Genomic DNA, 26,594 nt, shown 5'->3' on the forward strand with positions numbered 1-26,594 from the left:
TTATGGCAACAGCTTATGTAAGAGGGGGGATGGTGTTAATTAATCTAGTTTTCAAACCCCAAACTACTGAGTATAAATTTAAGTATACAAAAAATTATTTATAAATTTATATTAAATAAAAAAATGCATTGAATGTTAAGATCGAGCCTGGCCTCCGCACCAAAAATTAGACGCTAAGAGCGTCTTTTTTATATTTAGCCTAAACCCTATTATTGATTTTGAGTCTATTTTTGATATTCAAAAGTACCATCCCATTCGGGCAGTTCAGCAGGAGGAAGAGGGACAATTTTATCAATATCGGAAAATTTGGCGTTGGGGTATTCATCTCTTTCGTCATTAATCAAAGCATAACGACGAGACCGTTCTAAGTCGATTTTCTGTCCTAAATAATCCAAGCTATTATTAGGATCACTCGTTTTAAATGCTCCTGATAAATTATAAGCACTTTGAGAATCTCCTTGTTTAACTGTCTTTTGATAATAAAATAAAGCTTGCGAGTAATTTTCATCAACAACCAAATAGTTCATCGCTAAACGAAAAGAGGCTTTACTAAAACCTTGACGAGATGCACGATCCAACATCGCACGCCCTAAATCTAGGCGATATAATTCAGGCACTCGAATATTTATAAAATTTTGCCCTATTACATATTGTCCTTCGGGATCCTCCATCACGGCAGCTTTTAACATATACTAAATGCGGCTCCTTTATCCTGCTCTACACCATATCCTCTTTCTAAATAAGTCTCCATAATGTAATAACCAAAAGGAATATTCATTTGAATTAAGCGCTCGACTAACTCGATAACTTCATCCGTTCGATATTTACCAACGGAAGGATCAATATCCCCTTCAGTTATCATAACTTGCAAATTACCTATCGCTTTGTAATGGTCTTTTTCAGCGGCTTGGCGATAAAGCTGCGCTATTTGATTAAAATTGGGATTATCCTGTTCGCTTAATTGCACCGCCTGTTTAAACCAATTGTCTGCTTGCGGATCTAATGGCAGAAAAACATCATCCACCATTAATACTTTGCTATGAACATAAGTCGGTTGCCAAAGAGATTTTTGAGTTATATCTGGATTAGTCGACACTAACGTACAAATAATCGTATTTAAGTCCGGTATTCTTTTTTCTATCATTTCATTTTTTTATCTTCAGATAATTTGTCTTTCTTAAAAAAATTAGGAGACAAATCAGGGTACTTTAATTCTTTTAGCATATCGTAAGTCGTAAAACTCCCCACTTTCATTTCTTCAAGTGCCGTGGTATTTGTCATCACAAATAAATACAGGGGTAAATGATATCCTTCTGCTTTTCTCTTTTTTACCGCCTCTGTTAATGTTGTTACAAGAGGTGAATAACGGAAATATTGATTTTCCATATAAATATAATTGCGGGCAGTCGATATTGCTTCTATACCAACTATTGTTTTAATACCATTGGATTAAAAACGACTATTTTTTTATCCTTAGTAACACCACATGGCATAAAACCTTTTTTAAATATGGAGAATATTTCTTCTAATTTAGAACTCTCATTAAAAGAAAATAAATATCGATAAATACTAGCCATACTTAGCATATGATGACACTCATCACTAACTTCTTCTAAAAATGAATCATATTCGATATTGTCAGCTAATCCTTGCTTCTTTCTCATGAGATATAATTTTCTTTTCCTAATATTTTCCTTTACATAGTCTTCAGTTGACAGCTTTGTTCTGTCAAGAATATTTTTATCTGCCTTTTTATAATCTTCATGAAGGTAAAATTCAGATATGAGATCAGAAAAAAAATCGCTCCAAATTGCATATGGACTTGAAACATTTTGATCAAAAAGGAGTTTTATAGCATTTTCTTTATCTTCTATAATTTCATATCCTTCTAATTTATCAGAAGATCCAGAAAGAAAATTAGAGCTTTTTAAAAAAAGCATTGGCTCCATATAAAAATCTATTGTTTCATGCATTGATATCACCCTAATATTTTACTCCAACAATCAAACACTCTTTGCCTTCCTATTTGGCTAACATCCTTACCAAATATTTTTGTGTTATACATATCTTTAGATCTAATTATATTCCCATCCATTATGCCTTTTTTAGCTATATCTTGTATGTTAGCTACTTGTTGCGATATAACTTCTTTAGATTGTTTAAGATCTATTCTATCTAAAGCATTTCTAATCGCATCTGTGTATCCGTGATGGTTGCCTTGGTGCCTTGCCATTGCACTAACACCATTGTCAGCTTTCCTCAAGTCAAGAATATGCCGTTGGCAGCAACATCAATACCATATTCAATTTTTATCAAAGCAGGATGATTTACCAATTCCTTCGGTATAACCTTGCTCGGTGACTAATATGACCACCTCTTGCTTAAACTCAGTGGTATAAATATTGTTTGTTTGTTTTTTCATTTAGCACCTAAATAATTGGATTAGATTCCATTATTAAAGTGATCTGTTTTATTAAAACAGATCACTCACTGTATCAAGCTAAAGAAGAACAGAAAAAGAATTTAATACATTCGACAAGCTTCTCTGTGATGGCCTCGCGACTAATAAAAAGTGGTCAGAAGGAGATAGCTGTCGAGCCCTTAAAAGTCTTTAGGGCAACGGGAGTGGGCTGAACTGAAAACTTACATTATCCTAGGTTCATTAAAGGCATAGATACGGCAGGTAGTTTGATATTGCGACTCCATTATAACAATGCGTGACAGCTATTGTGCGCAATACAACACAGAGAAGCTTAATTGATTATAACTCTACTTATAATATAGCTAGCCAATTCATACTACTCAGTTAGTGAATAGTACAAACCTACCTGTGATTATGAAAAGCTTATCAGAGAGAAGAAATTTACTTTTTTTCTATTATTGTTTAATACATATCGAATTAAGATAATAATGGTTATGAAGGAAATATAGATAATATTATTTATGCAAAATATAAAAAACAATTACGTTCTCATTCTAAAAATAAGTATTTACCAGATATTCTATTTTTGGTGTTTATTTTTATAACATCAAGATAATGAACTTCATTTAATAAAAATAGATTGATTTAAGTGAGGTTCAATATATTAAATTGAGTTATGTATATCAATGTTAATTGTGAATAAGATGTGTTTTTGCTACCTTTTTTTAACAATTAACATTCTGTTATCTGAAAAAAAGAGATTGCAAATGGTTAGGTAATGATACTTAATTTAATCATACGTAAAAATATAACCATACAATTATGTCGGTGTTCTATTTTAGATAGATGAATAAAGACTTAATGATGAGATTTATTAGATAATAATTCTAAAATTATTTTTTTGATTTAAGTCGTTATCTGGGTTGGTGATATTAAATGTAATTATTGACATATATCCACCGCGCATTTTGTTTACTATTTGTTTCAAATTTGTTTGTGAAATTAAATATGTGTGTGTTTTACGTGTTTTACGTGTAATTTTGCTGTTTCTTATTGAATATCAATGACCAAGAATAGTCTTAATTTCTAGTAAATAATGCCGTTTTTAATCCTAATACGAGTATTAATAAATTAATCCTTCGTTCATATACAGATTATCCTAATTCGCTTTTTAGTTTATTGCACTTTTTATTAATCGTTTTTTGATGTTATTTGATCTTTTATTCCTATATTTCATTAAAAATCATTACTATTATTTATTTAATCTTAAGTTCTTTTACAAATTGAAAATAAATATTTCAAGTTATAGTATGTGCGTAACGAAATTTGGTGGAGTAATTAAAAATATAAATTAATTATTCCATTAATAATATCTAGGTAATTAGATTAAGTTTTTTAAACATCTTAATCTAATAAAGATAAGCTCTACTATTTTAAAAAAATGACGTTAGTCAGATATTAACTTACTTTTGAGGTATACATAATGACATTTAAGAAATTAAGCATCGTTGGCGCTGCAGTTGCATTATCTTTAGCATCATTCGGTTCTATTGCTGATAATAATGGCGTAGTTAACTTCGTTGGTTCAGTTGTTGATTCTCCATGTAACATCGCTGACGAAAGTTTAAATCAAACAGTTAAATTTGGTGAAATTTCTCGTGTGTTCTTAGAGCAAGGTAATGAAAGAGAAAGAGCATTCACTATTAAATTAGAACAATGTAACTTCGACAAATTCAAAAAAGACGAAAATGGCGAGTGGTTACCTGTTAAAACTATGAAAATCCAATTTGACGGACGTTCATATGCAGATGCAACAAATACACTGTTAGCAACTGACAGAACTAAAGCTAACAACGTTGGTATCGCTATCGATACTTACAAATTTGGTGAAGCTACTGATATCTTAGCTAAAATGCGTAACAAACAAGGTACTAACGTACTTGAATTCACTGCTTTAGCTAAAGCTGTTGATGCATCTAAAGAAGTTAAAGAAGGCGAATTCTCTGCTATCGCTGACTTCCGTATTTCATACGAATAATGCACCAATATATGTATAGGGGATTTTCCCCTATACATATTTAAATAATGGTAATGAGATGATGAAATTTAATAAAAATAAGTATCTGACTATTTTAAATACGATGGGAGTACTATTTTTTGTATCATCAGTCTCTTTTGCTTTTGATGACGTGGTAAAACCCAAAGTTCTCAAAGGTAATGCATCATTAGTTGGCTCAATTATAGCATCGCCTTGCTCTATTGAAATGGAAGATCGTTACCAATATATCCAATTTGGAGATATATCGTTATCTGCTATTGATAATAAAGTAAAGAGAGAAAATTTAAGAAAGAAATTTTATATAAGATTATCGAGTTGTGTTAGTCAATATAGTGATACAGATAAGAAAGCATTAAATATTCAATTTAATGGATTAGAAGCTAATAATGATTCTATATTTTCGATGTCTGGAAGCTCTAATGGATTAGGTTTTTATATTTTAGATGAAGATGAGAATATAATTACCCCTAATAAGCCTTATTATATTGATCATCTTATATATCATACTAAAGATGCAAAAAGAGAACCTATATTAAATTATCAAATTGAACTTGCTTTTACTAATCAAATAATAGAAGCAGGAAAACACTCTGCATTTGTGTATTTTTCAATCGATTATAAATAGATAATAAATTTATTTTTTTGATCACATTATCACGGTGAATGAATATGCTAATTTCAAAAAATATGGCAAAAGTAGTTTTATTACTCACAATGTCACCGTGCTTCTATGCTTATTCTGTCGAATTTAATACAGATATTCTTGATGCTTCCGATGCTGCAAATATTGATATCAGCCAATTTAATAGTGCTGGTTATATTATGCCAGGGGATTACCATCTTACTATTTTTAGTAATGGTGAAAGGATCGGTCCTAGTCAAAAAGTCTCTGTTTATCCAATTGAAAAAACAGCATCTTCAGAAAATATATTTAATACGGTCTGTGTACCTAGTAATAATCTTGAAAAATTAGGGTTAACAGAAGAAGCAGAAAAAAAAGTTCTAACACACCATGATGGCCAATGTTTAGATCTATCCCCATTAACCGGGACAAATTTAACATTTGATTTGCCCGCACTCGCGCTTAAATTAACGGTTCCACAAACGTGGTTACAATATTCAGATCCTTCATGGGTACCTCCTTCGCGTTGGGAAGAAGGTATTGTAGGTGCATTTATTGATTACACGTTATCACTCAGCGGTGCTAAATATAATTCAGGTTCTAAATCTGTTTATGCATCTATGAATGGTACCAGTGGTTTTAATATGGGCGTTTGGCGTTTTCGTAGTGACTATAGTATGAGTTACCAAAAAGAAAACGGCGGAAATAGCAGTGATAAACATGAATCACATAATTTTGATTTCAATCGTTTCTATGCTTATCGTTCTATTAAAGCGTTGGCCGCGACATTAACTGTTGGTGAAAACTACTTTTATTCACAATTATTTGATGCTTGGCAATACACTGGTATCACCTTAGAAAGTGACGATCGCATGTTACCACCTAAGTTGGTGGGCTATGCGCCAGAAATTGTTGGTGTAGCAAAAACAAATGCGACCATTATTGTTAAAAGCCAAGATCGTATTATTTTAGAAACAACGGTTCCACCTGGACCATTTAGAATTCAGACCTTGGATAGCTCTATCCAAGGGCAGCTAGATGTCACAATTCGTGAAGATAATGGTGAAGAACGTAAGTTTACTATTTCTACTGCAACACTGCCTTACTTAACTCGCCCTGGGCAAATCCGCTATAAATTAGTGGGGGGGAAATCACGTTATGAAGATCATAGATTAACGGGTGATACTGCAATTGGTGGTGAAATTTCCTATGGTGTGAGTAATGCATGGAGCTTATATGGTGGTAGCCAATTATCTCAACACTATCAATCTGTTGCGGTTGGTGTTGGGCGTGACCTTTCTATGTTTGGTGCGCTCTCTTTTGATATCAACCAATCATTTGCCAAATTATCAGAGAGTGATAAACAAGGTCGTTCATATCGTGTGAACTACTCGAAATCATTTGATGAAGTAAAAACCAATATTACCTTTGCTGGTTATCGTTTTACGGATGAAGACTATCGTACCTTAAGTCAAGCTATGGAAGAGCGAAGAACTGGGCAGGATGCTTATTCTCCAAAAGAAAGTTACCAAATTTATTTAAATAAATATTTTGATAATTTCTCATTATCGCTTAATTATCAACATAATACTTTCTGGAATAGTCGCTCTCAAACGCAATATGGTATTTATGCAAATACGCGATTCTCTTTATCTAAAGTGAAGATCCGCGATATTAACTTAACACTTTCAGCTTTTCGCTCTCAGCGTGAAGGCGTGAATGATGATACGCTAAGTTTGTATGTATCTGTGCCTTTCGATCAAGGTGGCAACCTGACTTTCTCTGAACAATATACAAAAACAGATGGAAAAGGACGCTACAACCATAACGTGGGCTATAGTGGATATGATGAAGGTTTAAGCTACAGTATGAATGCAGGCTTAACACATGGAAAAGAAGTCGATTCAGAATCTTCATTTAGTGGTTATGTTAGTAAAGATATGAGTCTTGCAAACCTTGCAGCAAGTGCAAGTTATGTACCTAGTCAATATAAGAGTTTAAGCGGAACACTTTCAGGTGGTTTAACAGGAACATCTCATGGTTTGGTGCTTCATCAACCTGCTTATGGGGATACACGCTTACTTATTGAAACTCCGGGAATAGCGGATGTTCCGATTGAAGGTGAATCAGTAAAAACTAACGCATTTGGATTAGCTGTTATACCTAGTGTTACTAGTTTCCGTAGTTCATCAGCAGCGATTGATGTGAGTGCATTACCGGATAATTATGATGCTATTGATACGATGACAGATGTCACTTTAACAAGAGGTGCAATTGGTTATCGTCAAATGAAAGTAATTAAAGGCTATAAGCTATTTGCCACAGTTAAGATGAGTGATGGTAAACATCCACCATTTGGGGCAAGTATTCGTAATAAAGATAATGTGGAATTAGGTATTGTTGGAGACGAAGGTATAGCTTGGGTAGTTGGTGTTGCTGAAAATGAAGAACTGGGCGTCTTCTGGGGAAATGAAAAGCGTTGCACCATTAATTTACCTGAAACCATTGATCCAAAAACACAAATGCTATTAATGCCATGTAAGTGATGCTAATAAGGTTAACCGTAAATGAAAAAAGAATTTAATAAAACTGTTATTTCCACTCTTTTCATCTCATTAATGGGGATCTCTAGTGTTGCTCAAAGTGCAGTAACACTAGATAGAACGAGAGTGATTTTTCCTGGAACTGAAAAATCGATTAACATTACTATTCGTAATGATAATCCAACGCTTCCTTATTTAGCACAAACATGGATTGATGATGCTAATGAGAAAAAATTAACAACAGGACCATTAATTGCGACGCCGCCGATCCAGCGTCTAGATCCTAAATCATCAAGTATCGTACAAATTAGTACGACACCTTCTATCGCATCATTACCAAAAGATAGAGAGACTGTTTTTTACTATAACTTACGTGAAGTTCCACCTAAATCTGAAGAAGCGAACGTTTTACAAATTGCATTACAAAGTCGAGTAAAATTGTTTTATCGTCCGGCAGAAATTCTGTCCCAAGCAGACAGCATGTGGTTCCATAGTGTGACATTAACACCGTCAGCGAAAGGGTATACCGTGAATAACGTGACACCTTTTTATTTAACTGTGATTGGATTGGCTTCAACACAAAAAGCATCTGAAACAGGTGCCTTTAGCGTTGTGATGATCCCTCCTAAATCAGATCATGAATTCGCTGTACCTAAAACGAATGTTCCCTATATGACCATTATTAATGATTACGGCGGAAAACCGACGCTGCAATTTAAGTGTGAACAAGCTAAATGCACAGTAGCAAAAGAAATGTAACATAAGGAATAGAATATGAATTCCCAGAAATTTCGTTATCTAAAAAATAGCTGTTTATCTATGATAATTTTATTATCTGGGAGTTATGCCTATGCCAAAATAATTACTATTGAAACAAAACCTTTATTAAATTCTACTGAGACGATAGAAAGCGCATATAATAATAAAAGCAGTGGTTATATTTATGTCACTGCTAATCTTGTCAGTTCGCCTTGTGATTTTATTGACTACAAAATAAAAAGTTATCGTCCAAAAAATAAATTTCTAAGTTATGACGCTTTTTTAATTACAGCGAATTTATCTGAATGTGGTATGGGTAATTCTTTTTCTCCACAGACTGTTAAAAATATGACGGCACCGACACCGATTAATTTATCTTTTATTGAGTATGATCGTGTTTTATCAAAGCATAAATTTTCATTACAAAATGGTAGAAATGCATTGCAATTTGAAGCGCGAGAATTAGGTGCTCATAGCTATCTGATGGAGATATATTATGAATAAATTGATTTATCTACTATTGCCATTATGTAGCCTCTCCACTTATAGCTATGCAGGTGGTTCATTAGATATTTCTTTTATGGGAAATCTAGTTTCTACAGGATGTAAGCTCCCTGAATCGCCTTATAACTTAGAGGTTCAGCTTAATAAAATTAGTAGTAAATATCTTTATGAATATGGACGTTCTCAACCTGTCGATTTTTCTATACCCATTGTTGATTGTTATGTGAGTGATTTAAATAAAACAATTTCAATAAAATTAAATAGTAATACTCTTGTAACAGATAAAGGTATTAGCTATTTAAAAACAGAAGGTGGCTCTAATGTTTTATTAGGTCTACTGGATAACAATGATACAGTCATTAAATTTAATGAAAAAATTGATATGGCTCGTGTTTTAGTGACAGGTCAAAATGAGCAAAATTTATTGAATTTTAAGGTTTATGCACGTCCACCTGTTACAGGGGATTTAAAAGAAGGTGCATTTTCATCGACCATTACATTTAATATTGATTATCAATAGGAGGCGATAATGAAAAAAATAATACTAGCGCTAACTATTGGCTTATTATATGTACCTATTTCATCGGCTGAAATCCATATTACAGTTAATGCGACACTAATTAATCCTGCATGTACAGTGACGGATGCTAAAGGAGCCAAAGAGCTATTTATTGATTTTCAAAATGTGGATGTTAACGCAATAGTAAAAACACCACCAAAAACCTTTGATGTATTAATTAAAGATTGTAACTTAAATAAAATGATGAATTTATATCTTTCTCCTAAAGATAATGGTTATTTTTCTTATAATGGTGTTGATGTATTAGCCACAACAACAGATCAATTAGGAATTGAATTTTCTGATATTACCAGTGGTAAACGTAAAATTAATGTTCAGCGTTATGAACGTATTACACCAATTCTTAGTAGCAGTAATTCAGGGAAAATATCACTAAGCACTCAGTTAGTATCAAATCGATCTGGCACACAGCTTAAAATGGGACCTTTTACAGCTAATGTTTCGTTATTAGTTGATTATAATTAGAGGCTAGTATGAAAAATTATTTATTTTTTTTAAAAAAATATAAAACATTATATTTGAGTGCTGTTTTAGGTGCTAGTTTTTCTATTCCATTTAACAGTATTGCGGCAGATGCGGTTGTTTATACAGATACAATAACTTCTAGTGCTGATGGGTATACAATCGATTTAACTGCTAATAATGCTAAAATCTCAAAAACACCCACTATTGCGTCAAATGGTGATTTTTTCTATCAAGTGGGTAATACTTATAAAATAGAAAAAGGTGCTTCTCAAGTTCGATTTTCAGGAATGGTAAAGTGCCATGGTGATTTCTCTAAAGTGTTTCCTGGGGCAAAAACTAAAAGCTGGACTCCTTTTCATAGAATATTTACTTATTCACCACAAGCTCCATTTTTAATTAATAATCAAGCGACATTTCAATTAAGCTATAATACTTTTGCTACAATTAAACCAGAAGCACCCATATTAAATAATTGGAGTAGTGAAACTAATTCTACGGCGGTTCACTGTAGAAATGAGTTTAATAAATCTACAACTAAAAAAATTGATTCTTTTCGCTATCAATTCCCGTTTTATATAACAATTTATATTAAAAAAAGAAATATTGATGGTGTGACTGTTATTCCAAGCTCTGAATTTGCTGCCTATACTAGGGCTTGGACAAATTTATCCGACCTGTCTCTAGCTAAAGGAGTATTACCTCAATCCATGCCAATTAGCAGTACATCGGCACCAATGAGGTTACTTGGAGCTACATTGATATCACCAGCAGAATGTCGAACTGATGTAGGTTATAACTTGGTTATTAATCACGGTGTATTAAATGCTGAAAAGTATGAAAGCCGAGTTGTTAGACCAATTAATTTCTCTTGTGATCACGTTGTTCCAACCCCTGTTGAATTTGAACTATTTTATACCAAAGATGGTGATCCTCAACAACGTTTACCTTTAAAAGTCGATGGTACAAATAGAACTATCTATAGCAAAATTCAAATGATTGATGCTGAGACAGGTAATCGAGGACAAAAATTTACTTCTAGAGTTGGACAATATAAGCAGATCCAAATAGAAAGTATTTTAAAAGGAACAAATGCTAGTGGAGGTAATTATAGTGGTACAGCCGTATTAATAGCTGCTTATCCTTAATTCTTTCTTATTGATTTAAAAAACGCTATTAAATTTAATAGCGTTTTTTTTTGTTTAAAGATAGTGGGTTATTTAATTATCAAAGACTTTTTAATTAAACTCTAATACAAAATTTGTAGAGGCACTAAGTTTGCCGGGTTTTATCTCATCACCATAACGATAATATTCAGCTTTTAATGGAACACTATTGATCCCACTGGTTAAATCAGCCAGTTTTACAAACTGATTATTAATTAATACCGTATTATCATTTAAAGGGGATGAAACTACAAAGCCTATGCCTTTAGCATTATTCCTATCACCTTCATTATCGGGTTTGATAATCGTTTTTTGTCCATCATAACTGGTGGTGTTGTGTGCCATCAGTTTAATTTTAGCAGAGCTGTTACCTGTACAGTTTATTCTGAGATGATCTTCTACATACTGATTATCGCGAGGAAAACCGATGTCAGAAAATGCGGTAATAGGCATTTTAGGCAAATTCATTTCAAGATTAGTATTTTCTGCACTACAAGATGTTGGTGCACTAATAATATTTACCGATAGACGATAACTAAAACCAACCGCTGTTGTGCCACCACCTGAATTAAACCGATTAATTAATATAGAGCCAATATATTGAGTCGTAAAACGGTGTGATTTAGGATTATCTTTAGTAGAGTAAACAATTACTGTGGCGTCTCTGGTATTAAGTTTAGGTGCATTAACTGGGATTTCTTGTCCAGGTTGGCTTCTAAATGCAAGACCAGATTGGTTTTCGATTAGAACATAAGCATAATCGTCTAAGCCTACTGTAGGGCCATTGCGTACAACATAATATGCGGGCCTACCATCAATATCTCCATAATATGTTGGCATTACACCACTTGCCTCGCTATATGTTGCATAAGCATAAAACTCAGCACCATCTGGGCAATCCGCAACAGCAACATCAGAGCCATCACGTTTAAATGTAAAACGCGCCACCTCTTGATTTTTTTTGACCATTCCTTTTAGTTCAATTGTGCCACCTCTGGCATCCATTGTGCCATGTTTAATACCGCCGTTATTAACACAATCTGGTGCCGCATGGCTGTAAAATGAGAGAGAAGATAAACTAAGAATAAAAATTAGAAATAATAATTTATTCATCTTATTTTTTAAATTAGTCATTTTATTTCCTTATTTACACTCAGTATCTAAAATATATAAACCATTAACTGGCGCTTTATTATTAATGTCATAAGTTGCGTGACAGGTTTTCTGCTCACCGTGAATAGTCCATGAAACTTGAATGTTGCCTTGTGGTTTATTGGCAACAAAATAGAGTTGATGGAAGCTTGCTACTAATTGTGTATCATCATTATCAATCACGGCTTTAGCGCCCATTGGAATGGTACTTTTATCCGGTGTTTGTAATGTCAGTAGGAATTTAAATCCTTTTTTAGCATCAAAGTCAGCTAACACTAATGCGCCCTTGGTCGGAATAATATTACTAATAATATTATTTGAAATTTCAGTGTTACTCGGGATCGAATTAGTATTCACGCTAATGCTGTTTTTTTGATAAGGAGACATGCCGGAAACAACCGCTAATCCACTATTGTTTGTTTTGATGGATTGGCCATTAACCACTTCTACACCAGAGGTATCCTTGGTCAATATTAATGCGTTTGTCTGTTGTAATGAGGGCGTAAATACCGCGCCATATTGTGTTGCGACTAATGCTCCACTAATGCCGTAATTAATATTTTGTTTATCTTCTGTGTATGAATATCCTGCATTAACGACAGCATTTTGTGCTTTATAAGAGCCATTTAAACCACCACTATAATTAACACCTTTATTGCCATATCCTTGGTAAACATCCCAATTGGCTTGGTTTTTGTCACCATAGGTTCCGCTTAGACGTGCAGTTTGTAAGACTTGGTTATCATTATTAGTCGAAATACCGTAATTAGCCCAAATGTAGTTTTCATTCCATGAAAATGGAATACTAACATTCATACTTAAATCATGACTGTTTTTATTTTTATCGTTATAGCGACTGCCATCATAATAAGTGTAATAAACGCTATAGTTAACTTTATTTATAGAGCTATTAATACCTGCATTATAAGAGTGAACAGTTTTACCATCGACATACTTATAAATAACAGAGTTTAAATTAATTGAAGCACTATTAGAAAATAAAGGCTGATTAATGGAGAATGTATATTCATTTTTTAATCCATTATTGGGATTATATTTTGTGTCCTTGTGTTCCATTGCTTGGGTAAAATTAAGAAAGTTAGCATCGAAATGACGATAGCCGACTAACGAAAGCGTTGTATCTGTAACTGATATATTTTTAGAATAATTTACTCTAACGGCATTACCATGTAATGCATCATTGCCATGATTAGTGGAAGATTGGGCGTAGAGTAAATCGGTCGTGATTGCACCATAGCTACCTAAATTTACGCCTGTACCGACACCAACAGATTGATATTTTTCACCAATAAGTACACCACCATAAAGGGTAACGTAATCGGTTAAACCATAGAAAGCTTCGGTTTGGACAACATAAGCACCATTACCGCTATTGTTACCGTCATATTTACCAGTCGAAAAGCTATATTTTATTTCGCCTTTTCGTTCAAGATTGGCAATAGAAGAAAAGGGGACTATGAAATTTTTCTCAGAACCATCAGCTTCAGTAACGCTAACATGTAAATCTCCACCACTGTTCATCGGATAATAATCAGTGATATTAAAAGGCCCCGCAGGTACACTGCGTTTATAAATAACTTGGCCATTTTGGGTAATAGTAACTATAGATTCTGAATTGGCAATACCAGAAACACTCGGTGCATAAGTTCTATTTTGTGTCGGTGTCATTAATCTATCAGTAACTAATTTAATACCTCTAAATTTTACTGAATCAAACAGTTGTGAAGAAGAATAAAGATCACCAATCATTAATTCACTATTAATACTGGTGATTGCTCTAGAAATCACATTACTTAGCGTATTCCATTTTTTATCGCCATTCTCATTCTTTGTCCAGGTTGAATAGTTATTAAAGCGCCAAGGCCCTAAGTTAACTTGAGTTTGAATATTGCCATAATAACTGTCTGTTGTATTACCATGAGTACGGCTATTGAATGAAGATAAGGCATAGTTAACTAATAATGCAGGAATACCTGAATCCCAATTTTTTATTTCATTTTCTTTTAATCTGTCTTCGTTAACATATAACTGTGGTATTGTTAAAATATATTTTTTTCTATTTAAATCAAGATAGCCACTGGCATTGTTAATATCGTTGAGATTAATAAAATCATTATTTTTGTTTTTATTAATCACATCATAAGGGAGATCAATACCTGCGTTATACCATTCTTCAGCGGAAAGACGAGGTGCTAATATTTTATTACCATTCTCATCTTCCATGAGAATAAAATCAAAATCACGAGTTAATACGCGATTTTCATTCACAAAAAGTGTTACGGTATAACGATCGGGAGCAATACTATTTTCTCTAAAGACATTAAGATCTTCATTGGTAACTTGCTGTGTATTTCCTTCAATATTTAATAAATTAGCAGGATAATAATCGTTTGCAGATGTATTAAAAGAAGCGAATAAAACGCCAACAATAAATAAATTGAGTGGCGATTTATTTAAATAATTATCCATTGTCTTTTTCATATTGAATAATATCTCTTATTATAATGAGAATTCCACTGGAAGGCTTTTTCCAAAATCATCGATATAAAATAATTCTATTTTCTTATTGTTCGAAAGTGTTTTACCTACATTAATCGTTGTTTCTGATTTTGGTAAAAGAAAACTAGGTGTGTTTTCAATCTCTTTACCATCGATTATTAGCTTTCCAATATTAATAAAATAAGGTGATTTATTGGATACTACGAGGTTTTCATTTTTCACATTCCAATTTAATGCTTTTATTTCTTTATCAATATTTGCATTTTTAAGAGATTGAGGTCTGTAGATTAATTTAATTCTATTAGTCATAGAATAGCGAAGTACATTCTCTAAGTTCTCATTACTTGGTGCGACAAATTTAACATTGATCCAATACATAGATTCAATATCATTAGGTAAGGTGGTATTTTTAGTAACTTGTAATGTGTTTTTTTGTTGAGCCATTAATTTAATTAATGGTGGTGTAATAACAAAATCTTGTGTAAGTTTTCCATTAAGATCTTCGACCCAAGATTGTAATAAATAATTAGTATTCTTATCGCTATTAAATGCAACAAATCCTTCATTATTATTACTTTCATTGTAAACAACTCGTGTTGTTTCTAAACCAAATCCAGCAAAGCTAGATGTGATTGAGCTAAATATTAAGCCTAGTCCTAACAGCGTTTTTTTTAATATCATTGATAAGCACCTCTTTAATTGAGGCAGGCTAATATAATAATTAACCTGCATTTATTTATTATTGATAAGTCAAAGTATAATTTAATGTTGCATCAGCACGACCAGCTTCAACGTCATTATCAGTGCTGACATATTTGGCAATAAAAGATAATGTTTTAGATTTAAGATCGCCATTATCTTTAATTTCATATTCTTCAGTAAGATTAATATGGTAAGGATCATCTAAATCATCATGATCATAAATATGAATACCGACATTTTTTGCGGTGTTAGGATCATTAGGATTATCTAATGCTAAAATTTGATTAGAACTACTATCTGTTTTACCCTCTAGTTTTAATTTAACTTTACCTTGAGGTGGACAGTTAATTAAAGAGATATCTAATTGACCATTACCGCCAGTTCCGCCCACTTCGCTACCGGCATCGTCAAATTCACTGGTAGCATAGCGCCCCATATTGACGTTACCGTCAGAACCAGTGCCATTAATATCAATGGTGCAAGTTGATGCGTAAATTAAACCAGTAAAAGAAATTTGTCCTGTTTGCTCTTCAGCAGAAACTGTTGCACTTGCCGTTATTGCTGAGATAACGAAAGCCATTGGAAGTAGTTTTTTTGTTAAAATAGGCATTATTGACCCCTAGTGATTGATATAAATAGTGTTTAATTAGTCATATTAAGTGCTATTTACTCTAAGATTAGTTTGTCCTTATTGCTCATAAGTTAACTAAAAGCACCAGTAGATATAAGCAATTCAAAAAGATGGTTCTAATAGAAATATAACCTTAGATAAAATAGCTTTTAGTATTAATCATAAAATTCACAATCAACTCTTATTACTTTGCTTTTTATAATTAATACTAAATCTGGATGTAGAAAATAACTTCAATTTTTGTACAGGTGGATTCTATGTAGTTTATTTAATTATGTCTCATGTACAGTGTTACAAAGTTTTCTTATGTAATTTAGAAAAAACATTAATAAGATAATAAAAATAAAATTATTTATTCTTATTTTTCATATGGTTGGTTTTTTATGTGATGTAAGGAAGAAAGGGAGATAGTTTAAATTTACTTTATGGAAAATATATTTTGTTACAAATAGCATTAATATTAAAATATCATGATGACAATACTTTATAAAAGGTAGTCATTAAAAGAAGAGTTTCTAATAATCTAGATAGAATAATTAGTAGAAATAATTGTTATTAAATCTTTCATTTTTATTTAAATCTTTTGATTAAATTTAAAAGTATTTAAAATTTCATCTTAAATACTTTTTATCGTATTTTCATTTTCCTATATAAAGTGGCAATGCTTATTCCTAAGATTTCTGCCGCTTTCTTTTTTCCTTCCAATGTTGTTCCCGTTTTTTCTAATATGCTAATAATGGTTTGATACTCTGATGTTAAGCTTTTAGTTTTGAGAAGTTCTTGTGTGTTTAAAGATTGAGTTTGATGTTCGTGGGGGGGATTAGTCTTGGTATAGACACGATTAAAATTTTCTTTTTCTAAAATATCACCATGAGAAGTCTCTAACAGGTAAGGCGGAAGGTGGCTGAGATTTAAATCGACGGTATCGCCTTGCATAACATACATATATTCAATCACATTGCGTAACTCGCGAATATTACCCGGCCAATCATAGGAATATAAGTAGTTAATAACAACGTTGGGGATCTTCGTGGAGGGCCTTTGATAGGTTAAAGCCAGATCATCAGCAAAGAATTGTGCTAGCTCTGCAATATCTTCTCTGTGATCACGTAATGCTGGTGTATGGATCGGAACAACATTGAGACGATAAAATAGATCTTCACGAAATTGGCCTTTATTTACCATTTCACGCAGATCTTTGTTTGTGGCGGCAATAATACGCACATCAATATTAATTAGATTATTAGAGCCAACACGGGTAATGCTTTTTTCTTGAAGTACACGCAAAAGTTTGGCTTGTAAATGTAAAGGCATATCACCAATTTCATCAAGAAATAGGCTACCACCATGAGCTAATTCAAATTTACCAATACGTCCTTTTGGATCAGCACCACTAAAGGCGCCACGTACATAACCAAAAAGCTCACTTTCTAAGAGTTGTTCAGGAATGGCTGCACAGTTAATAGTAATAAAGGGCTGCTTTGTGCGTAGGCTTTGTTGATGAATAGTATAAGCGACCACTTCTTTACCTGAGCCACTTTCTCCTGTGATAAGCACACTAGCATGACTTACGGCAACTTTACTTAACATACTTTTTAAGTGAAGCATGTTTTGTGAATTGCCAATTAAAGGAGAGTGGGGGTTTTCATCAACGGAAAGGGTATTTACCTGCGTCATATAATCACGAGCATCATGAAAGATAACCATGGTAAGTTGGTCATTATCAACCGATGAAAAGGTGATTTTTTTACACAGAACGTGGTAGCGTTGCTGGTTTAATATCAGCCACGCTTCTTCATCACCATAAAGGATATCGCCTGTCATATCGATATCAAGAGACTGACCAATAAGCTCACAATCAAAAAAACGCAAAGCAGAAAGATTGGCGTGCCAAATTTTACCTTGGCTATCAATAGCAATTACCCCTCTATCCATCACATCAATTAAATTTCGAAAAGTGCCAAATCGCTCTTGTTCACGAAGCCTTTCAAGGCATTCAAAAATACGGCTTGAGATCATTTCTGAAAACTGTTCGATAAAGGTGATAAAAGCTTGTTTCTGCTTCATCAAAAACATTTTCTGTTCTCGGTTAGAACAGATAATTCCAATTACACCAATAACTTGGTTATTCAGAAAAATAGGGGCATTAAGATCAAGCTCTTCAGTGCAGGTTAAGCGATTTTGACAGAGTTGACAGAGGCTATTTTCTTTCGGATCTTCAATCAAAATAGTCTTTTGTACTTGCAGCACATGGCGATAAATATGTCCATTATTGGAGACATCTTGATTAAGCATATAACGGTAACGCCCTGTACCTGCAATACGAATTAAATTGTTATCAATAATTTCAACATCAGTGCCAGTGATCCCCGCAATGGCATCGGTATATTTACTGATTTCATCTTGCAGTGTACTAAGTAATGAGTGCATCACATTCTCACCTTAAAATTATCATTATTGATAATAAATTATCATCATCTATTTTTGATGTTTATTTAATTGTTATTTATCAATTGGTTGCTTTTATTTTGTATAAAGCTCACACAGTTTCTTATTATTGATAATTTATCAGCTAAATAAAACCGTCTAGATCACAGCTTTTCTGTCTCAAGAATTTTCCTCCTTAATCACTAAAACAATAAATATATTTAAAATCAATTAATTATGTTTTTATTGGATGCTTTTTGAGTGAGTTGGCATACATATTGCGATATAGGGAATAACCCTATGTATTCCGATTAATCGCGATATTGGGTTATCGCGAATTTTAAAGTGTGATTAAGAGGTAATTCCATGCAGGAGCAATTGCAGTACCTGATTAACCAAAGTTCATTTACGCGAAAACCAACCGCGGAGCTTGCCCCTTTTCATTATGACGAGTTAGCTAAAGCGTTAGATTTTCACCGAACTATTCCAGGATACGCACCTACACCGTTATTTCATTTACCCCAGTTAGCTAAAACTTTTGGGGTTGGTGAATTATATCTCAAAGATGAATCTTTCCGTTTTGGTTTAAAGGCGTTTAAAGCGTTAGGTGGTGCTTACGCGATGGCACGCCATATTGCTGATTTCCTCGAAATGGACATAAGTGAATTACCTTATGAAGTAATGATCAGTGATGAGATCAGGAAAAAGTTAAATGGCGTAACTTTTGCGACAACCACTGACGGGAATCATGGACGTGGCGTTGCTTGGATGGCAAGACAGTTAAAGCAAAAAGCAGTGGTCTATATGCCAAAAGGATCATCACAAGAACGTTTGGATGCCATTTTACGAGAAGGTGCAGTCGCTGAAATCGTTGATATGAACTATGACGATGCAGTGAGAATGACGGCGGAAATGGCTGAAAAATATGGCTGGATCGTGGTTCAAGATACTGCATGGGATGGCTATGAAGAGATCCCTCTATGGATCATGCAAGGCTATGGCACTTTAATGCTGGAATCTCTCGCGCAATTACATGAAGTACCACCGACGCATATTTTTGTGCAAGCCGGCGTGGGCTCTTTTGCGGGTATGGTGCAAGGCATGGTAACCGCTGCTTATGGCAAACAAGCCCCGAAAGTAATTGTGGCAGAAGCACGTATTGCCGACTGTTTATATCAATCTGCCGTATCAGGAAAAGCGGATGCCATTCCTGTTGGCGGAGATTTGCAAACCGTTATGGCGGGGCTTGCTTGTGGTGAAGCGAATAGTATTGGTTGGAATTTATTACGCGATTATTCAGCGGCATTTTTCTCTTGCCCTGATGCCGTCGCAACTAGGGGAATGCGGATTTTAGGAAACCCTTTACCCGGTGATCCGCACATCATTTCTGGTGAATCTGGCGCTGTGACAACAGGGTTGCTCTCTATTTTAATGCAATCACCGGTTTATCAAAGCGTGAAAGAAGAGCTGGGATTAGATGAAAATGCAAGAGTGCTTGTGATCAGCACTGAAGGTGACACAGATCCTGAGCGTTATCGCGATATCGTGTGGGATGGTGAGTTGCCTAGCTTCAAACAATTTTAAAAAACAAATAAGTCTTTTGGAGTGAAAAAGTATGTTATCAGCAAACCGATTTGATGAAGTTATTAAGAATTGCCAATTATTAATCCAACAAAAAAGCTATTCAGGTGAAGAAGGTAACGTTGTTAAAGTCATAGAAGAGATGATGAAAAGCTATGATTTTGATGATATTCATATTGATAAATACGGCAATATTATTGGTGGGATTATAGGCCAACACCCAGGGAAAACCCTTATTTTTGATGGTCATATCGACACTGTACCGGTAAGTGAGCATGACTGGAAAGAAAAACCTTATGGTGCAGAAATAAAAGACGGCAAGATTTATGGTCGTGGTACTAGTGATATGAAAGGTGCTGTGGCTGCAATGATTTCGGCAATTGGTTTTTATGGCCAAGATAATCAGCGAAATTTTGCTGGCCGTATTTATGTTTCTTGTATTGTGCATGAAGAATGCTTTGAAGGTGTGGCAGCAAGACTGGTTTCAGAGCGCTATAAACCCGATTACGTGGTGATTGGTGAAGCCTCAGAATTAAACCTGAAAATAGGCCAACGAGGTCGAGCCGAAATTGTTGTTGAAACCTTCGGTAAGCCAGCACACTCCGCTAATCCAGATGCGGGGATCAATTCTGTTTATAAAATGGCAAAATTGATCGAGAAGATCAGAACCTTAACGCCACCAGTTCATCCGATATTAGGAAAAGGGATCTTAGAACTGACGGATATAAAATCCTCACCTTATCCTGGAGCTTCGGTTGTACCCGAATATTGTCGAGCCACTTATGATCGCCGTTTGTTAGTGGGTGAAACTAAAGAACAAGTACTCGCACCATTACAAAAAGCAATTGACGAACTGGCTAATCAAGATGCTGATTTTAAAGCTAAAGTCTCTTATGCCTATGGTACTGAAAAATGTTACACCGGTGCCACTATTGAAGGTGAACGTTTCTTCCCAGGTTGGGTATTAGAAGAGAGTGATCCTTATGTACAAAGCGTTTTAACAGGGCTATATGAGTCGGGCTTTAAACCTACTGTTACACAATACTCTTTCTGTACTAATGGCAGTCATTACGCGGGTGAAGCCGGCATTAAAACTATCGGTTTTGGTCCATCTCGCGAAAATTTGGCGCACACCATTGATGAGTATATCGAAATTGAACAACTAAAAGGTGCAGCAAGCGGTTACTACAGCATTATGAACAGCCTTTATCACCTTTAATTCTTACTAAAATAAATCCTTACTAGAAGAGTATCTGGCGAAATAGCCAGATGCTCTTTGGAGAAATAACAGAATGAAAACAATATTTAAAAATGCCACTGTTATTGATGGAACAGGGGCAAGTGCATTTCAAGCTGATGTCGTGGTTAATGAAGGCAAAATAATAAAAATCGGTCAGTGTGATGCAAAAACAAATGATCAAATAATTGATGCTACTGGGAAGATAGTTTGTCCTGGTTTTATTGATACGCATACTCACTCGGATCTTTCTGCACTACTTAATCCCGCATTATCGGCAAAGATCCGTCAAGGGATCACCACGGAATTGTTAGGGCAAGATGGTGTCGCGTTAGCACCATTGCCAGAACAGTATATTTCTGCATGGCGTAAGAATATTGCAGGATTAGATGGAGATTCTGACAGTATTGATTGGCATTTTAAAAATACTGAAGGTTACTTAGGGATGTTGGAAGCTAGAGGCTCAGCAACTAATCTCGCTTACCTTGTGCCTCATGGCAATATCAGAATGGAAGCAATGGGATTAGAAGGTAATCCCTCTACTCGTGAAGATGTCGCCAAAATGTGCGAGATCTTAGAGCGTGAATTAAAAGCTGGGGCATTTGGTTTATCAACAGGATTGATTTATATGCCTTGCGCCTTTGGCGATACCGCAGAAATGATCGAACTTTGCAAGGTTACCGCGAAGCACAATGGTATTTTTGTGGTTCACCAGCGTAGTGAAGCTGACGATATTATTCAGTCTACTCAAGAGCTTATTGATATCGCTAAAGCATCGGGTGTTTGGTTGCATATCTCTCATATGAAAGTGTGTGGTAAGAAAAACTGGGGATTAATCGATGAAATGCTCGGTATGTTAGAGCAAGCCCAAAAAGAGGGTATTCGTATCTCTTTTGACCAATATCCGTATGTGGCAGGCAGTACCATGCTTGGGGTGATTTTACCGCCTTGGGTTCACGCAGGAGGTACAGAGAAATTATTAGAACGCTTAGCTTCTCCTGAACTGCGTAAAAAGATGATTGAAGATATCGAAAAAGGCATTCCAGGTTGGGATAACTTTATTGATTTCGCAGGATTAGAAAATATTTATGTCACTAGCTCTAAAACAGAAAAAAACCAAGATGCTGTTGGGCTTAGCCTTGTCGAGCTAGGCAAATTGCGAGGTAAAGATCCGTATAACGCAACCTTTGACCTGCTATATGAAGAAGAAAATGCGGTAGGAATGGTGGATTTTTACGGTACAGAAGAACACGTTATCAAATTCTTATGTCGTCCTGAACAAAACGTCTGTACTGATGGATTAATGGGCGCAGGGAAACCTCATCCCCGTGTATTTGGTGCATTCCCTCGTGTTTTAGGGAAATACGTCAGAGAAGAAAAATGCCTTACTTGGGAACAAGCTATCCGCAAAATGACCGGTAAACCAGCGGAAGTCCTTCGATTAACCGACAGAGGTTTAATTAAAGAAGGGTATGCGGCAGACATTGTGATGTTTGATCCTGAAACCATTATTGATAAAGGCACGTTTGTTGAACCAAACCAATACCCAGAAGGGATTGATTTGGTGATGGTCAATGGGCGTATTGCTTTAATTAATGGAGTCGAAAGTTACGCCTGTAGCGGTCATGTTTTAAGAGCATAACAACACAATAGCACTCTTAAACGTTAAATCTTATCTCTGTTTATCACGGTTGTTTTTCAACCGTGATGGTTTCCCCTTACCTGAGGAACAGGAAAATGAGTTCAAATATTATTCCAGATCTTCAACAGAAGAAAACATGGAAAGCTCGTTACACCGTTTTATCTTTGATTTGGTTAGCATGGTTACTTTCATTCTTAGATAGAATGGTGATGAGCGTTTCATTACCTTTTATTGGGCGTGATCTTAATCTTGATACCACTCAACAAGGCTTAATCATCAGTGCATTCTTTGTCGGTTATGCTGCATTCCAAATACCGGGTGGTTTCTTAGCTGACCGTTTTGGTGCGCGTAAAATTATGGCAATTGGTATCGCTTGGTGGTCAGTATTTACCAGTTTAACGGGGATGGTGTTTACATTACCGTTAATGTTAGCAGTGCGATTCTTATTTGGTATTGGTGAAGGCTGTTTCCCATCCGCTTCTTGGAAAATGATCTCAACTTATTTCCCATCTAAAGAGCGTGGTCGTGCTACTGCAATTCAATCAACAGTAAATACTTTAGGGCCAGCATTAGCCGTCATTGTTGCAGCCAGCATTATCGGCGCTTTTGGCTGGCACATGGTCTTTATTGTCTTAGGTATTCCGGGCTTATTAATTGCCGCAGGTATCTACTTCTTTACTCGTGATAATCCCAAAGATCACCCAAGTATTACTCAGCAAGATCTCGATGAATTGGCGGCAGATGGTACATTAACGGATAAACCTGTTGAAGCCGTACCTTTTAAAGATGTGTTAAAAATGCCCGTATTATGGCAAATGGCAGCGATTTGGTTTCTGTTTGATATTACCTTTTGGGGATTTTCAACTTGGTTACCAAGCTATTTAATTACTGTTCGTGAATTCTCTTTGGCTAAAACCGGGGTAATGGCAGCTATTCCATTCTTATTTGGTGCTGGTGGGACATTATTAGGTGGTTATGTTTCTGATAAATGTAAATCACAGCGTAAATGGTTATATATGGTTACCGCAGTGATTGCAGCAGGCTTCTTATATATGACTTATACCGTTGAAAGTGCGGATATGGCTGTTGTATATCAGTGTATTTCAGCATTATTTATGTTCTTCGCCATGGCAATGTTCTGGGGTATTTTAATGGATACTATCCCAAATAAAATCATGGGCCGTGCTTCGGGAATTGTTAACTTCGGTGGCCAAATGGCGGGTGTTGTTTCTGCTCCCGTTATGGGCTTCTTAATTAAAGCGAGTGGTGGCAGTTATGATAGTGCATTTATGTTTATGATAATTGCATTAGTCGCCTCTGCTGTTGTGACGTTCACTGTTAAAATGAGAAATACACCTGCAGAAATTTAATTAATCAGTATTAATAACGTTTATATTTGAATAAGTGTGATGTTATTAAAATAAATAAGATTAATTAAATAGAATAAATATCTTAACTGTAAGATTTATTTATTAAAATTCACTATACGCTTTATTGATTTTTTAAATTAAAAAATCTTATTGTAGGGTCTTTTTGTCTTAAAAAAAGCCACGATAAAAAAATCGTGGCTTTGCTTTTGTTAGATTAATAACATTATTTGCTTATAAGCACAAAGTCATTACCACTAAAACAGAGTGTAGCATCACCTCTGATCACTCGATGATGAGCAATATGGCGTTGACTATTTAATGAGGCGTGTTGCTTCATCATATAAGCTTCTAAATGCCATGCAATAAGTTGCTTAGCGAGCTTTTTATTAGCGTGCTGACTACGTTCTGATTGCACTTTTACACTAATACCTGTGGCAATATGTGTTGCTCTGACCGCCGATTCTGTTTTGTTAACATGCTGACCACCGGGGCCATTTGAACGCATAGTTTCAAAGACAATTTCTGTGTCGCTAATTTCATCTGGTTGTTCAAAACAAGCAACACCAATAAACCAGTTTTTACGCTTATGTCGTGGTCGTAACGTGCTTGTACATTGCCATTGCACTGAACCTGCCCACTGTTGTGCAATAGCTTGTGCATCACTACCTTCAAGAGAAACTAACGCAGATTTTAAGCCATGACGTGAAGGTTCTTTTTCAAGAACAGTAACGTTCACTTGCTGTTTTGTCGTTGATTTCAAAAAGTAATTTAAGGCTTTTTCAACGGCTAAACAGCACTCTTCAGGGCCTTGTGCGGAGGTGAATTGTAATAACATTACGCCATCTCCCCACTTGTTTTATAGGTGATCACGGGTTTTAAACGTGCAATAACTTCGATTAATCCAATGCTGACCATACTTTCAATCACGGTTTCAATTGATTTATAAGATTGTGGTGCTTCTTCATAAATCAGTTGTTTGTTGGCACAAATAATACGGCTACCTAATGCAGTTCGTGAAAGTTGTAAGGGGGTAAAACGGTGTGATAAACGGCCTTTACACTCGGTACGCATCCATTTTCTGCCTGCACCATGCGGTAATGAATGAAGGCTTAATTCAGACACAATGGGCTTAACAATATAACTGTAGTCACCGCGTGAACCTGGAATAACCACCATATCGTGATGTGCCGGTGTTGCACCTTTACGATGTAACCAGCCTTGTTGACCATATAACTCACAAGGCTCTACAAGATTATGATTAACATCAGAAATAACTTCACCTTGAGTACGAATTTGGCGCATCATTCTTTCACCAATAAGGCGGCGATTTAGCTTTGCATAATCAAGTGCTTTATTGTGAGCTTGCAAATATTCATTTGCATCTTCAGTGTTAGCAGTCAGTCCTTTATGACCAAACTGTTCTGTATGGGCACGTAAGATAGATTGTCCTAAACCTCTTGAGCCACTGTGGACTAATAGCAATAACTGTTTTTTATTGATACCACTTTCAGCAAAAAGCGTTTCATTGATCACTTGGTCGATTTGTTGGAATTCAGCAAAATGATTACCACCACCAATAGAGCCTAAAGAGCCAGCAAAAGAGTGGTTTTGCATTTCAGTTGGTAGATGAGCTTCTAACCATTCTGAAGGTGCGATATCACTCATTTCACTCAACTGTTTTTCTGCTTTATCTAAGTTAAGTTTGCTGTTTTTAAATTCCGTTTGAAAGAGCGTCATACCACAGCCGATATCATTTCCGACTAAGGCAGGATAAAAACGATTAACAGAAAAAAAGGCTGCGCCGATGGGATAACCACGACCAGGATGTAGATCTGGCATACCTGCGACATAAGTCATATCAGGAAGTTGAGCCGTTGTTTCTAATTGTTGGATTGCTTTGCTTTCAATCCAAGTATTATCCGATGCGATATAACAAACGCTATCAGATAAATAATGAACACACTTGTCCATATACCAATCCATATAATGTAAAGGATAAAAAATAAATTGATTGGCGGACAGCAAAAAGAAGGAAAAAAGATTACTTCTGAGATTGTCCGCAAAGAGTATTCATATTTGTAGTTGTCATGGGATACCTCCTTGCAGTTAAGTGAAATGGATAAGAAATAATAAATCGCGGGCATAGTAACCACTTTTTTTTGCATTAGCAATTAAAAAGTGGTGTGAATTTTCTTTATTTTTATAAAAGAGAATA

At 35.0% G+C, this 26,594-nt stretch carries 24 protein-coding genes; 12 read left to right on the top strand and 12 right to left on the bottom strand.

Annotation, left to right across the window (positions count from 1 at the left end; genetic code table 11):
- Positions 1–224 precede the first annotated feature (224 nt).
- From LW139_RS01845 to LW139_RS01865, 5 genes are read right to left on the bottom strand one after another with little or no spacing between them, the layout of a single operon-like run.
- On the bottom strand, positions 225–689 hold the full coding sequence (locus tag LW139_RS01845) for a DUF6396 domain-containing protein (RefSeq protein WP_247850552.1): 465 nt from the start codon (positions 687–689) through the stop codon (positions 225–227).
- Positions 683–1,144 (bottom strand): hypothetical protein, encoded by a 462-nt coding sequence (locus LW139_RS01850; protein WP_247850553.1) that lies wholly within the window; start codon positions 1,142–1,144, stop codon positions 683–685. Before LW139_RS01850 ends, LW139_RS01845 begins: the two co-directional genes overlap by 7 nt.
- Positions 1,141–1,386 carry a hypothetical protein gene (locus tag LW139_RS01855; RefSeq protein ID WP_166540335.1) on the bottom strand — a complete coding sequence of 82 codons (246 nt, stop codon included), beginning with the start codon at positions 1,384–1,386 and terminating at the stop codon, positions 1,141–1,143. Before LW139_RS01855 ends, LW139_RS01850 begins: the two co-directional genes overlap by 4 nt.
- A 41-nt stretch (positions 1,387–1,427) precedes the next feature.
- Positions 1,428–1,973, bottom strand: coding sequence for a hypothetical protein (locus LW139_RS01860; RefSeq protein ID WP_247850554.1), 546 nt, complete (start codon positions 1,971–1,973; stop codon positions 1,428–1,430).
- A gap of 5 nt (positions 1,974–1,978) precedes the next feature.
- Positions 1,979–2,233: an AHH domain-containing protein gene (locus LW139_RS01865; RefSeq protein WP_247850555.1), complete on the bottom strand. Its 255-nt coding sequence runs from the start codon at positions 2,231–2,233 to the stop codon at positions 1,979–1,981.
- Positions 2,234–3,905: 1,672 nt separating this feature from the next.
- Here LW139_RS01865 and LW139_RS01870 point away from each other — a divergent pair.
- The 8 genes from LW139_RS01870 to LW139_RS01905 all read left to right on the top strand — a co-directional run bounded on the left by LW139_RS01870 (position 3,906) and on the right by LW139_RS01905 (position 11,099).
- Complete coding sequence (locus LW139_RS01870; protein ID WP_109408549.1) at positions 3,906–4,460, top strand: fimbrial protein; 555 nt, start codon at positions 3,906–3,908, stop codon at positions 4,458–4,460.
- A gap of 61 nt (positions 4,461–4,521) precedes the next feature.
- Positions 4,522–5,106 (top strand): fimbrial protein, encoded by a 585-nt coding sequence (locus LW139_RS01875; RefSeq protein WP_166540338.1) that lies wholly within the window; start codon positions 4,522–4,524, stop codon positions 5,104–5,106.
- 38 nt (positions 5,107–5,144) lie between these two features.
- Positions 5,145–7,649: a fimbria/pilus outer membrane usher protein gene (locus tag LW139_RS01880; RefSeq protein WP_432652200.1), complete on the top strand. Its 2,505-nt coding sequence runs from the start codon at positions 5,145–5,147 to the stop codon at positions 7,647–7,649.
- A gap of 21 nt (positions 7,650–7,670) precedes the next feature.
- The gene (locus LW139_RS01885) at positions 7,671–8,405 is read left to right on the top strand and encodes a fimbrial biogenesis chaperone (protein ID WP_166540340.1); all 735 of its coding nucleotides are present in this window, start codon (positions 7,671–7,673) and stop codon (positions 8,403–8,405) included.
- Between the two features lie 15 nt (positions 8,406–8,420).
- Entirely contained in the window at positions 8,421–8,909 is a 489-nt protein-coding gene (locus LW139_RS01890) for a hypothetical protein (RefSeq protein ID WP_109408553.1), read from the top strand.
- The gene (locus LW139_RS01895) at positions 8,902–9,429 is read left to right on the top strand and encodes a fimbrial protein (protein ID WP_166540341.1); all 528 of its coding nucleotides are present in this window, start codon (positions 8,902–8,904) and stop codon (positions 9,427–9,429) included. The genes LW139_RS01890 and LW139_RS01895 overlap by 8 nt, the downstream gene beginning before the upstream one ends.
- Positions 9,430–9,438: 9 nt before the next feature.
- A complete protein-coding gene (locus tag LW139_RS01900) occupies positions 9,439–9,954 on the top strand; it encodes a fimbrial protein (RefSeq protein ID WP_166540342.1) in 516 nt (171 codons plus the stop codon).
- An 8-nt stretch (positions 9,955–9,962) separates the two neighbouring features.
- Positions 9,963–11,099 carry a hypothetical protein gene (locus tag LW139_RS01905; protein WP_166540343.1) on the top strand — a complete coding sequence of 379 codons (1,137 nt, stop codon included), beginning with the start codon at positions 9,963–9,965 and terminating at the stop codon, positions 11,097–11,099.
- 90 nt (positions 11,100–11,189) lie between these two features.
- Here LW139_RS01905 and LW139_RS01910 read toward each other — a convergent pair whose 3' ends face one another.
- From LW139_RS01910 to LW139_RS01930, 5 genes are all read right to left on the bottom strand, one after another.
- A complete protein-coding gene (locus tag LW139_RS01910; RefSeq protein ID WP_247850556.1) occupies positions 11,190–12,251 on the bottom strand; it encodes a fimbrial protein in 1,062 nt (353 codons plus the stop codon).
- Between the two features lie 9 nt (positions 12,252–12,260).
- On the bottom strand, positions 12,261–14,771 hold the full coding sequence (locus LW139_RS01915; protein WP_227336328.1) for a fimbria/pilus outer membrane usher protein: 2,511 nt from the start codon (positions 14,769–14,771) through the stop codon (positions 12,261–12,263).
- An 18-nt stretch (positions 14,772–14,789) separates the two neighbouring features.
- Positions 14,790–15,470 (bottom strand): fimbrial biogenesis chaperone, encoded by a 681-nt coding sequence (locus LW139_RS01920; RefSeq protein ID WP_166540344.1) that lies wholly within the window; start codon positions 15,468–15,470, stop codon positions 14,790–14,792.
- 58 nt (positions 15,471–15,528) lie between these two features.
- On the bottom strand, positions 15,529–16,101 hold the full coding sequence (locus LW139_RS01925) for a fimbrial protein (protein WP_166540345.1): 573 nt from the start codon (positions 16,099–16,101) through the stop codon (positions 15,529–15,531).
- Positions 16,102–16,749: 648 nt separating this feature from the next.
- Complete coding sequence (locus LW139_RS01930; RefSeq protein WP_247851198.1) at positions 16,750–18,552, bottom strand: sigma-54 interaction domain-containing protein; 1,803 nt, start codon at positions 18,550–18,552, stop codon at positions 16,750–16,752.
- 363 nt (positions 18,553–18,915) lie between these two features.
- Between LW139_RS01930 and dpaL the strand changes: the two genes are divergently transcribed.
- The 4 genes from dpaL (at position 18,916) to LW139_RS01950 (ending at position 24,379) form a co-directional block, all read left to right on the top strand.
- Positions 18,916–20,133, top strand: coding sequence for a diaminopropionate ammonia-lyase (gene dpaL, locus LW139_RS01935; RefSeq protein ID WP_166540347.1), 1,218 nt, complete (start codon positions 18,916–18,918; stop codon positions 20,131–20,133).
- A 31-nt stretch (positions 20,134–20,164) separates the two neighbouring features.
- On the top strand, positions 20,165–21,349 hold the full coding sequence (locus tag LW139_RS01940; RefSeq protein ID WP_247850557.1) for a YgeY family selenium metabolism-linked hydrolase: 1,185 nt from the start codon (positions 20,165–20,167) through the stop codon (positions 21,347–21,349).
- Between the two features lie 73 nt (positions 21,350–21,422).
- Positions 21,423–23,009: an N-acyl-D-amino-acid deacylase family protein gene (locus LW139_RS01945; RefSeq protein WP_109408563.1), complete on the top strand. Its 1,587-nt coding sequence runs from the start codon at positions 21,423–21,425 to the stop codon at positions 23,007–23,009.
- Positions 23,010–23,104: 95 nt separating this feature from the next.
- Positions 23,105–24,379: an MFS transporter gene (locus LW139_RS01950; RefSeq protein WP_166540349.1), complete on the top strand. Its 1,275-nt coding sequence runs from the start codon at positions 23,105–23,107 to the stop codon at positions 24,377–24,379.
- Between the two features lie 223 nt (positions 24,380–24,602).
- Here the strand turns inward: LW139_RS01950 and prfH are convergent, their stop codons facing one another.
- On the bottom strand, positions 24,603–25,214 hold the full coding sequence (prfH, locus tag LW139_RS01955) for a peptide chain release factor H (RefSeq protein ID WP_166540350.1): 612 nt from the start codon (positions 25,212–25,214) through the stop codon (positions 24,603–24,605).
- Positions 25,214–26,350 carry an RNA ligase RtcB family protein gene (locus tag LW139_RS01960; RefSeq protein WP_227336331.1) on the bottom strand — a complete coding sequence of 379 codons (1,137 nt, stop codon included), beginning with the start codon at positions 26,348–26,350 and terminating at the stop codon, positions 25,214–25,216. Before LW139_RS01960 ends, prfH begins: the two co-directional genes overlap by 1 nt.
- Between the last annotated feature and the right edge of the window lie 244 nt (positions 26,351–26,594).

It is taken from the genome of Proteus vulgaris, assembly GCF_023100685.1.
In the GTDB taxonomy this organism is placed as follows: domain Bacteria; phylum Pseudomonadota; class Gammaproteobacteria; order Enterobacterales; family Enterobacteriaceae; genus Proteus.

Bases quoted from the DNA above. Each gene is read 5' to 3' on its own strand.
- LW139_RS01950 (WP_166540349.1), top strand. From the start codon at position 23,105: ATGAGTTCAAATATTATTCCAGATCTTCAACAGAAGAAAACATGGAAA.
- LW139_RS01960 (WP_227336331.1), bottom strand. From the start codon at position 26,350: ATGGACAAGTGTGTTCATTATTTATCTGATAGCGTTTGTTATATCGCA.
- LW139_RS01930 (WP_247851198.1), bottom strand. From the start codon at position 18,552: ATGCACTCATTACTTAGTACACTGCAAGATGAAATCAGTAAATATACC.
- LW139_RS01915 (WP_227336328.1), bottom strand. From the start codon at position 14,771: ATGAAAAAGACAATGGATAATTATTTAAATAAATCGCCACTCAATTTA.
- LW139_RS01880 (WP_432652200.1), top strand. From the start codon at position 5,145: ATGAATATGCTAATTTCAAAAAATATGGCAAAAGTAGTTTTATTACTC.
- LW139_RS01850 (WP_247850553.1), bottom strand. From the start codon at position 1,144: ATGATAGAAAAAAGAATACCGGACTTAAATACGATTATTTGTACGTTA.
- LW139_RS01875 (WP_166540338.1), top strand. From the start codon at position 4,522: ATGAAATTTAATAAAAATAAGTATCTGACTATTTTAAATACGATGGGA.
- LW139_RS01920 (WP_166540344.1), bottom strand. From the start codon at position 15,470: ATGATATTAAAAAAAACGCTGTTAGGACTAGGCTTAATATTTAGCTCA.
- prfH (WP_166540350.1), bottom strand. From the start codon at position 25,214: ATGTTATTACAATTCACCTCCGCACAAGGCCCTGAAGAGTGCTGTTTA.
- LW139_RS01945 (WP_109408563.1), top strand. From the start codon at position 21,423: ATGAAAACAATATTTAAAAATGCCACTGTTATTGATGGAACAGGGGCA.
- LW139_RS01905 (WP_166540343.1), top strand. From the start codon at position 9,963: ATGAAAAATTATTTATTTTTTTTAAAAAAATATAAAACATTATATTTG.
- LW139_RS01925 (WP_166540345.1), bottom strand. From the start codon at position 16,101: ATGCCTATTTTAACAAAAAAACTACTTCCAATGGCTTTCGTTATCTCA.
- LW139_RS01860 (WP_247850554.1), bottom strand. From the start codon at position 1,973: ATGCATGAAACAATAGATTTTTATATGGAGCCAATGCTTTTTTTAAAA.
- LW139_RS01865 (WP_247850555.1), bottom strand. From the start codon at position 2,233: ATGGCAAGGCACCAAGGCAACCATCACGGATACACAGATGCGATTAGA.
- LW139_RS01910 (WP_247850556.1), bottom strand. From the start codon at position 12,251: ATGACTAATTTAAAAAATAAGATGAATAAATTATTATTTCTAATTTTT.
- LW139_RS01890 (WP_109408553.1), top strand. From the start codon at position 8,421: ATGAATTCCCAGAAATTTCGTTATCTAAAAAATAGCTGTTTATCTATG.
- LW139_RS01940 (WP_247850557.1), top strand. From the start codon at position 20,165: ATGTTATCAGCAAACCGATTTGATGAAGTTATTAAGAATTGCCAATTA.
- dpaL (WP_166540347.1), top strand. From the start codon at position 18,916: ATGCAGGAGCAATTGCAGTACCTGATTAACCAAAGTTCATTTACGCGA.
- LW139_RS01895 (WP_166540341.1), top strand. From the start codon at position 8,902: ATGAATAAATTGATTTATCTACTATTGCCATTATGTAGCCTCTCCACT.
- LW139_RS01845 (WP_247850552.1), bottom strand. From the start codon at position 689: ATGTTAAAAGCTGCCGTGATGGAGGATCCCGAAGGACAATATGTAATA.
- LW139_RS01855 (WP_166540335.1), bottom strand. From the start codon at position 1,386: ATGGAAAATCAATATTTCCGTTATTCACCTCTTGTAACAACATTAACA.
- LW139_RS01900 (WP_166540342.1), top strand. From the start codon at position 9,439: ATGAAAAAAATAATACTAGCGCTAACTATTGGCTTATTATATGTACCT.
- LW139_RS01870 (WP_109408549.1), top strand. From the start codon at position 3,906: ATGACATTTAAGAAATTAAGCATCGTTGGCGCTGCAGTTGCATTATCT.
- LW139_RS01885 (WP_166540340.1), top strand. From the start codon at position 7,671: ATGAAAAAAGAATTTAATAAAACTGTTATTTCCACTCTTTTCATCTCA.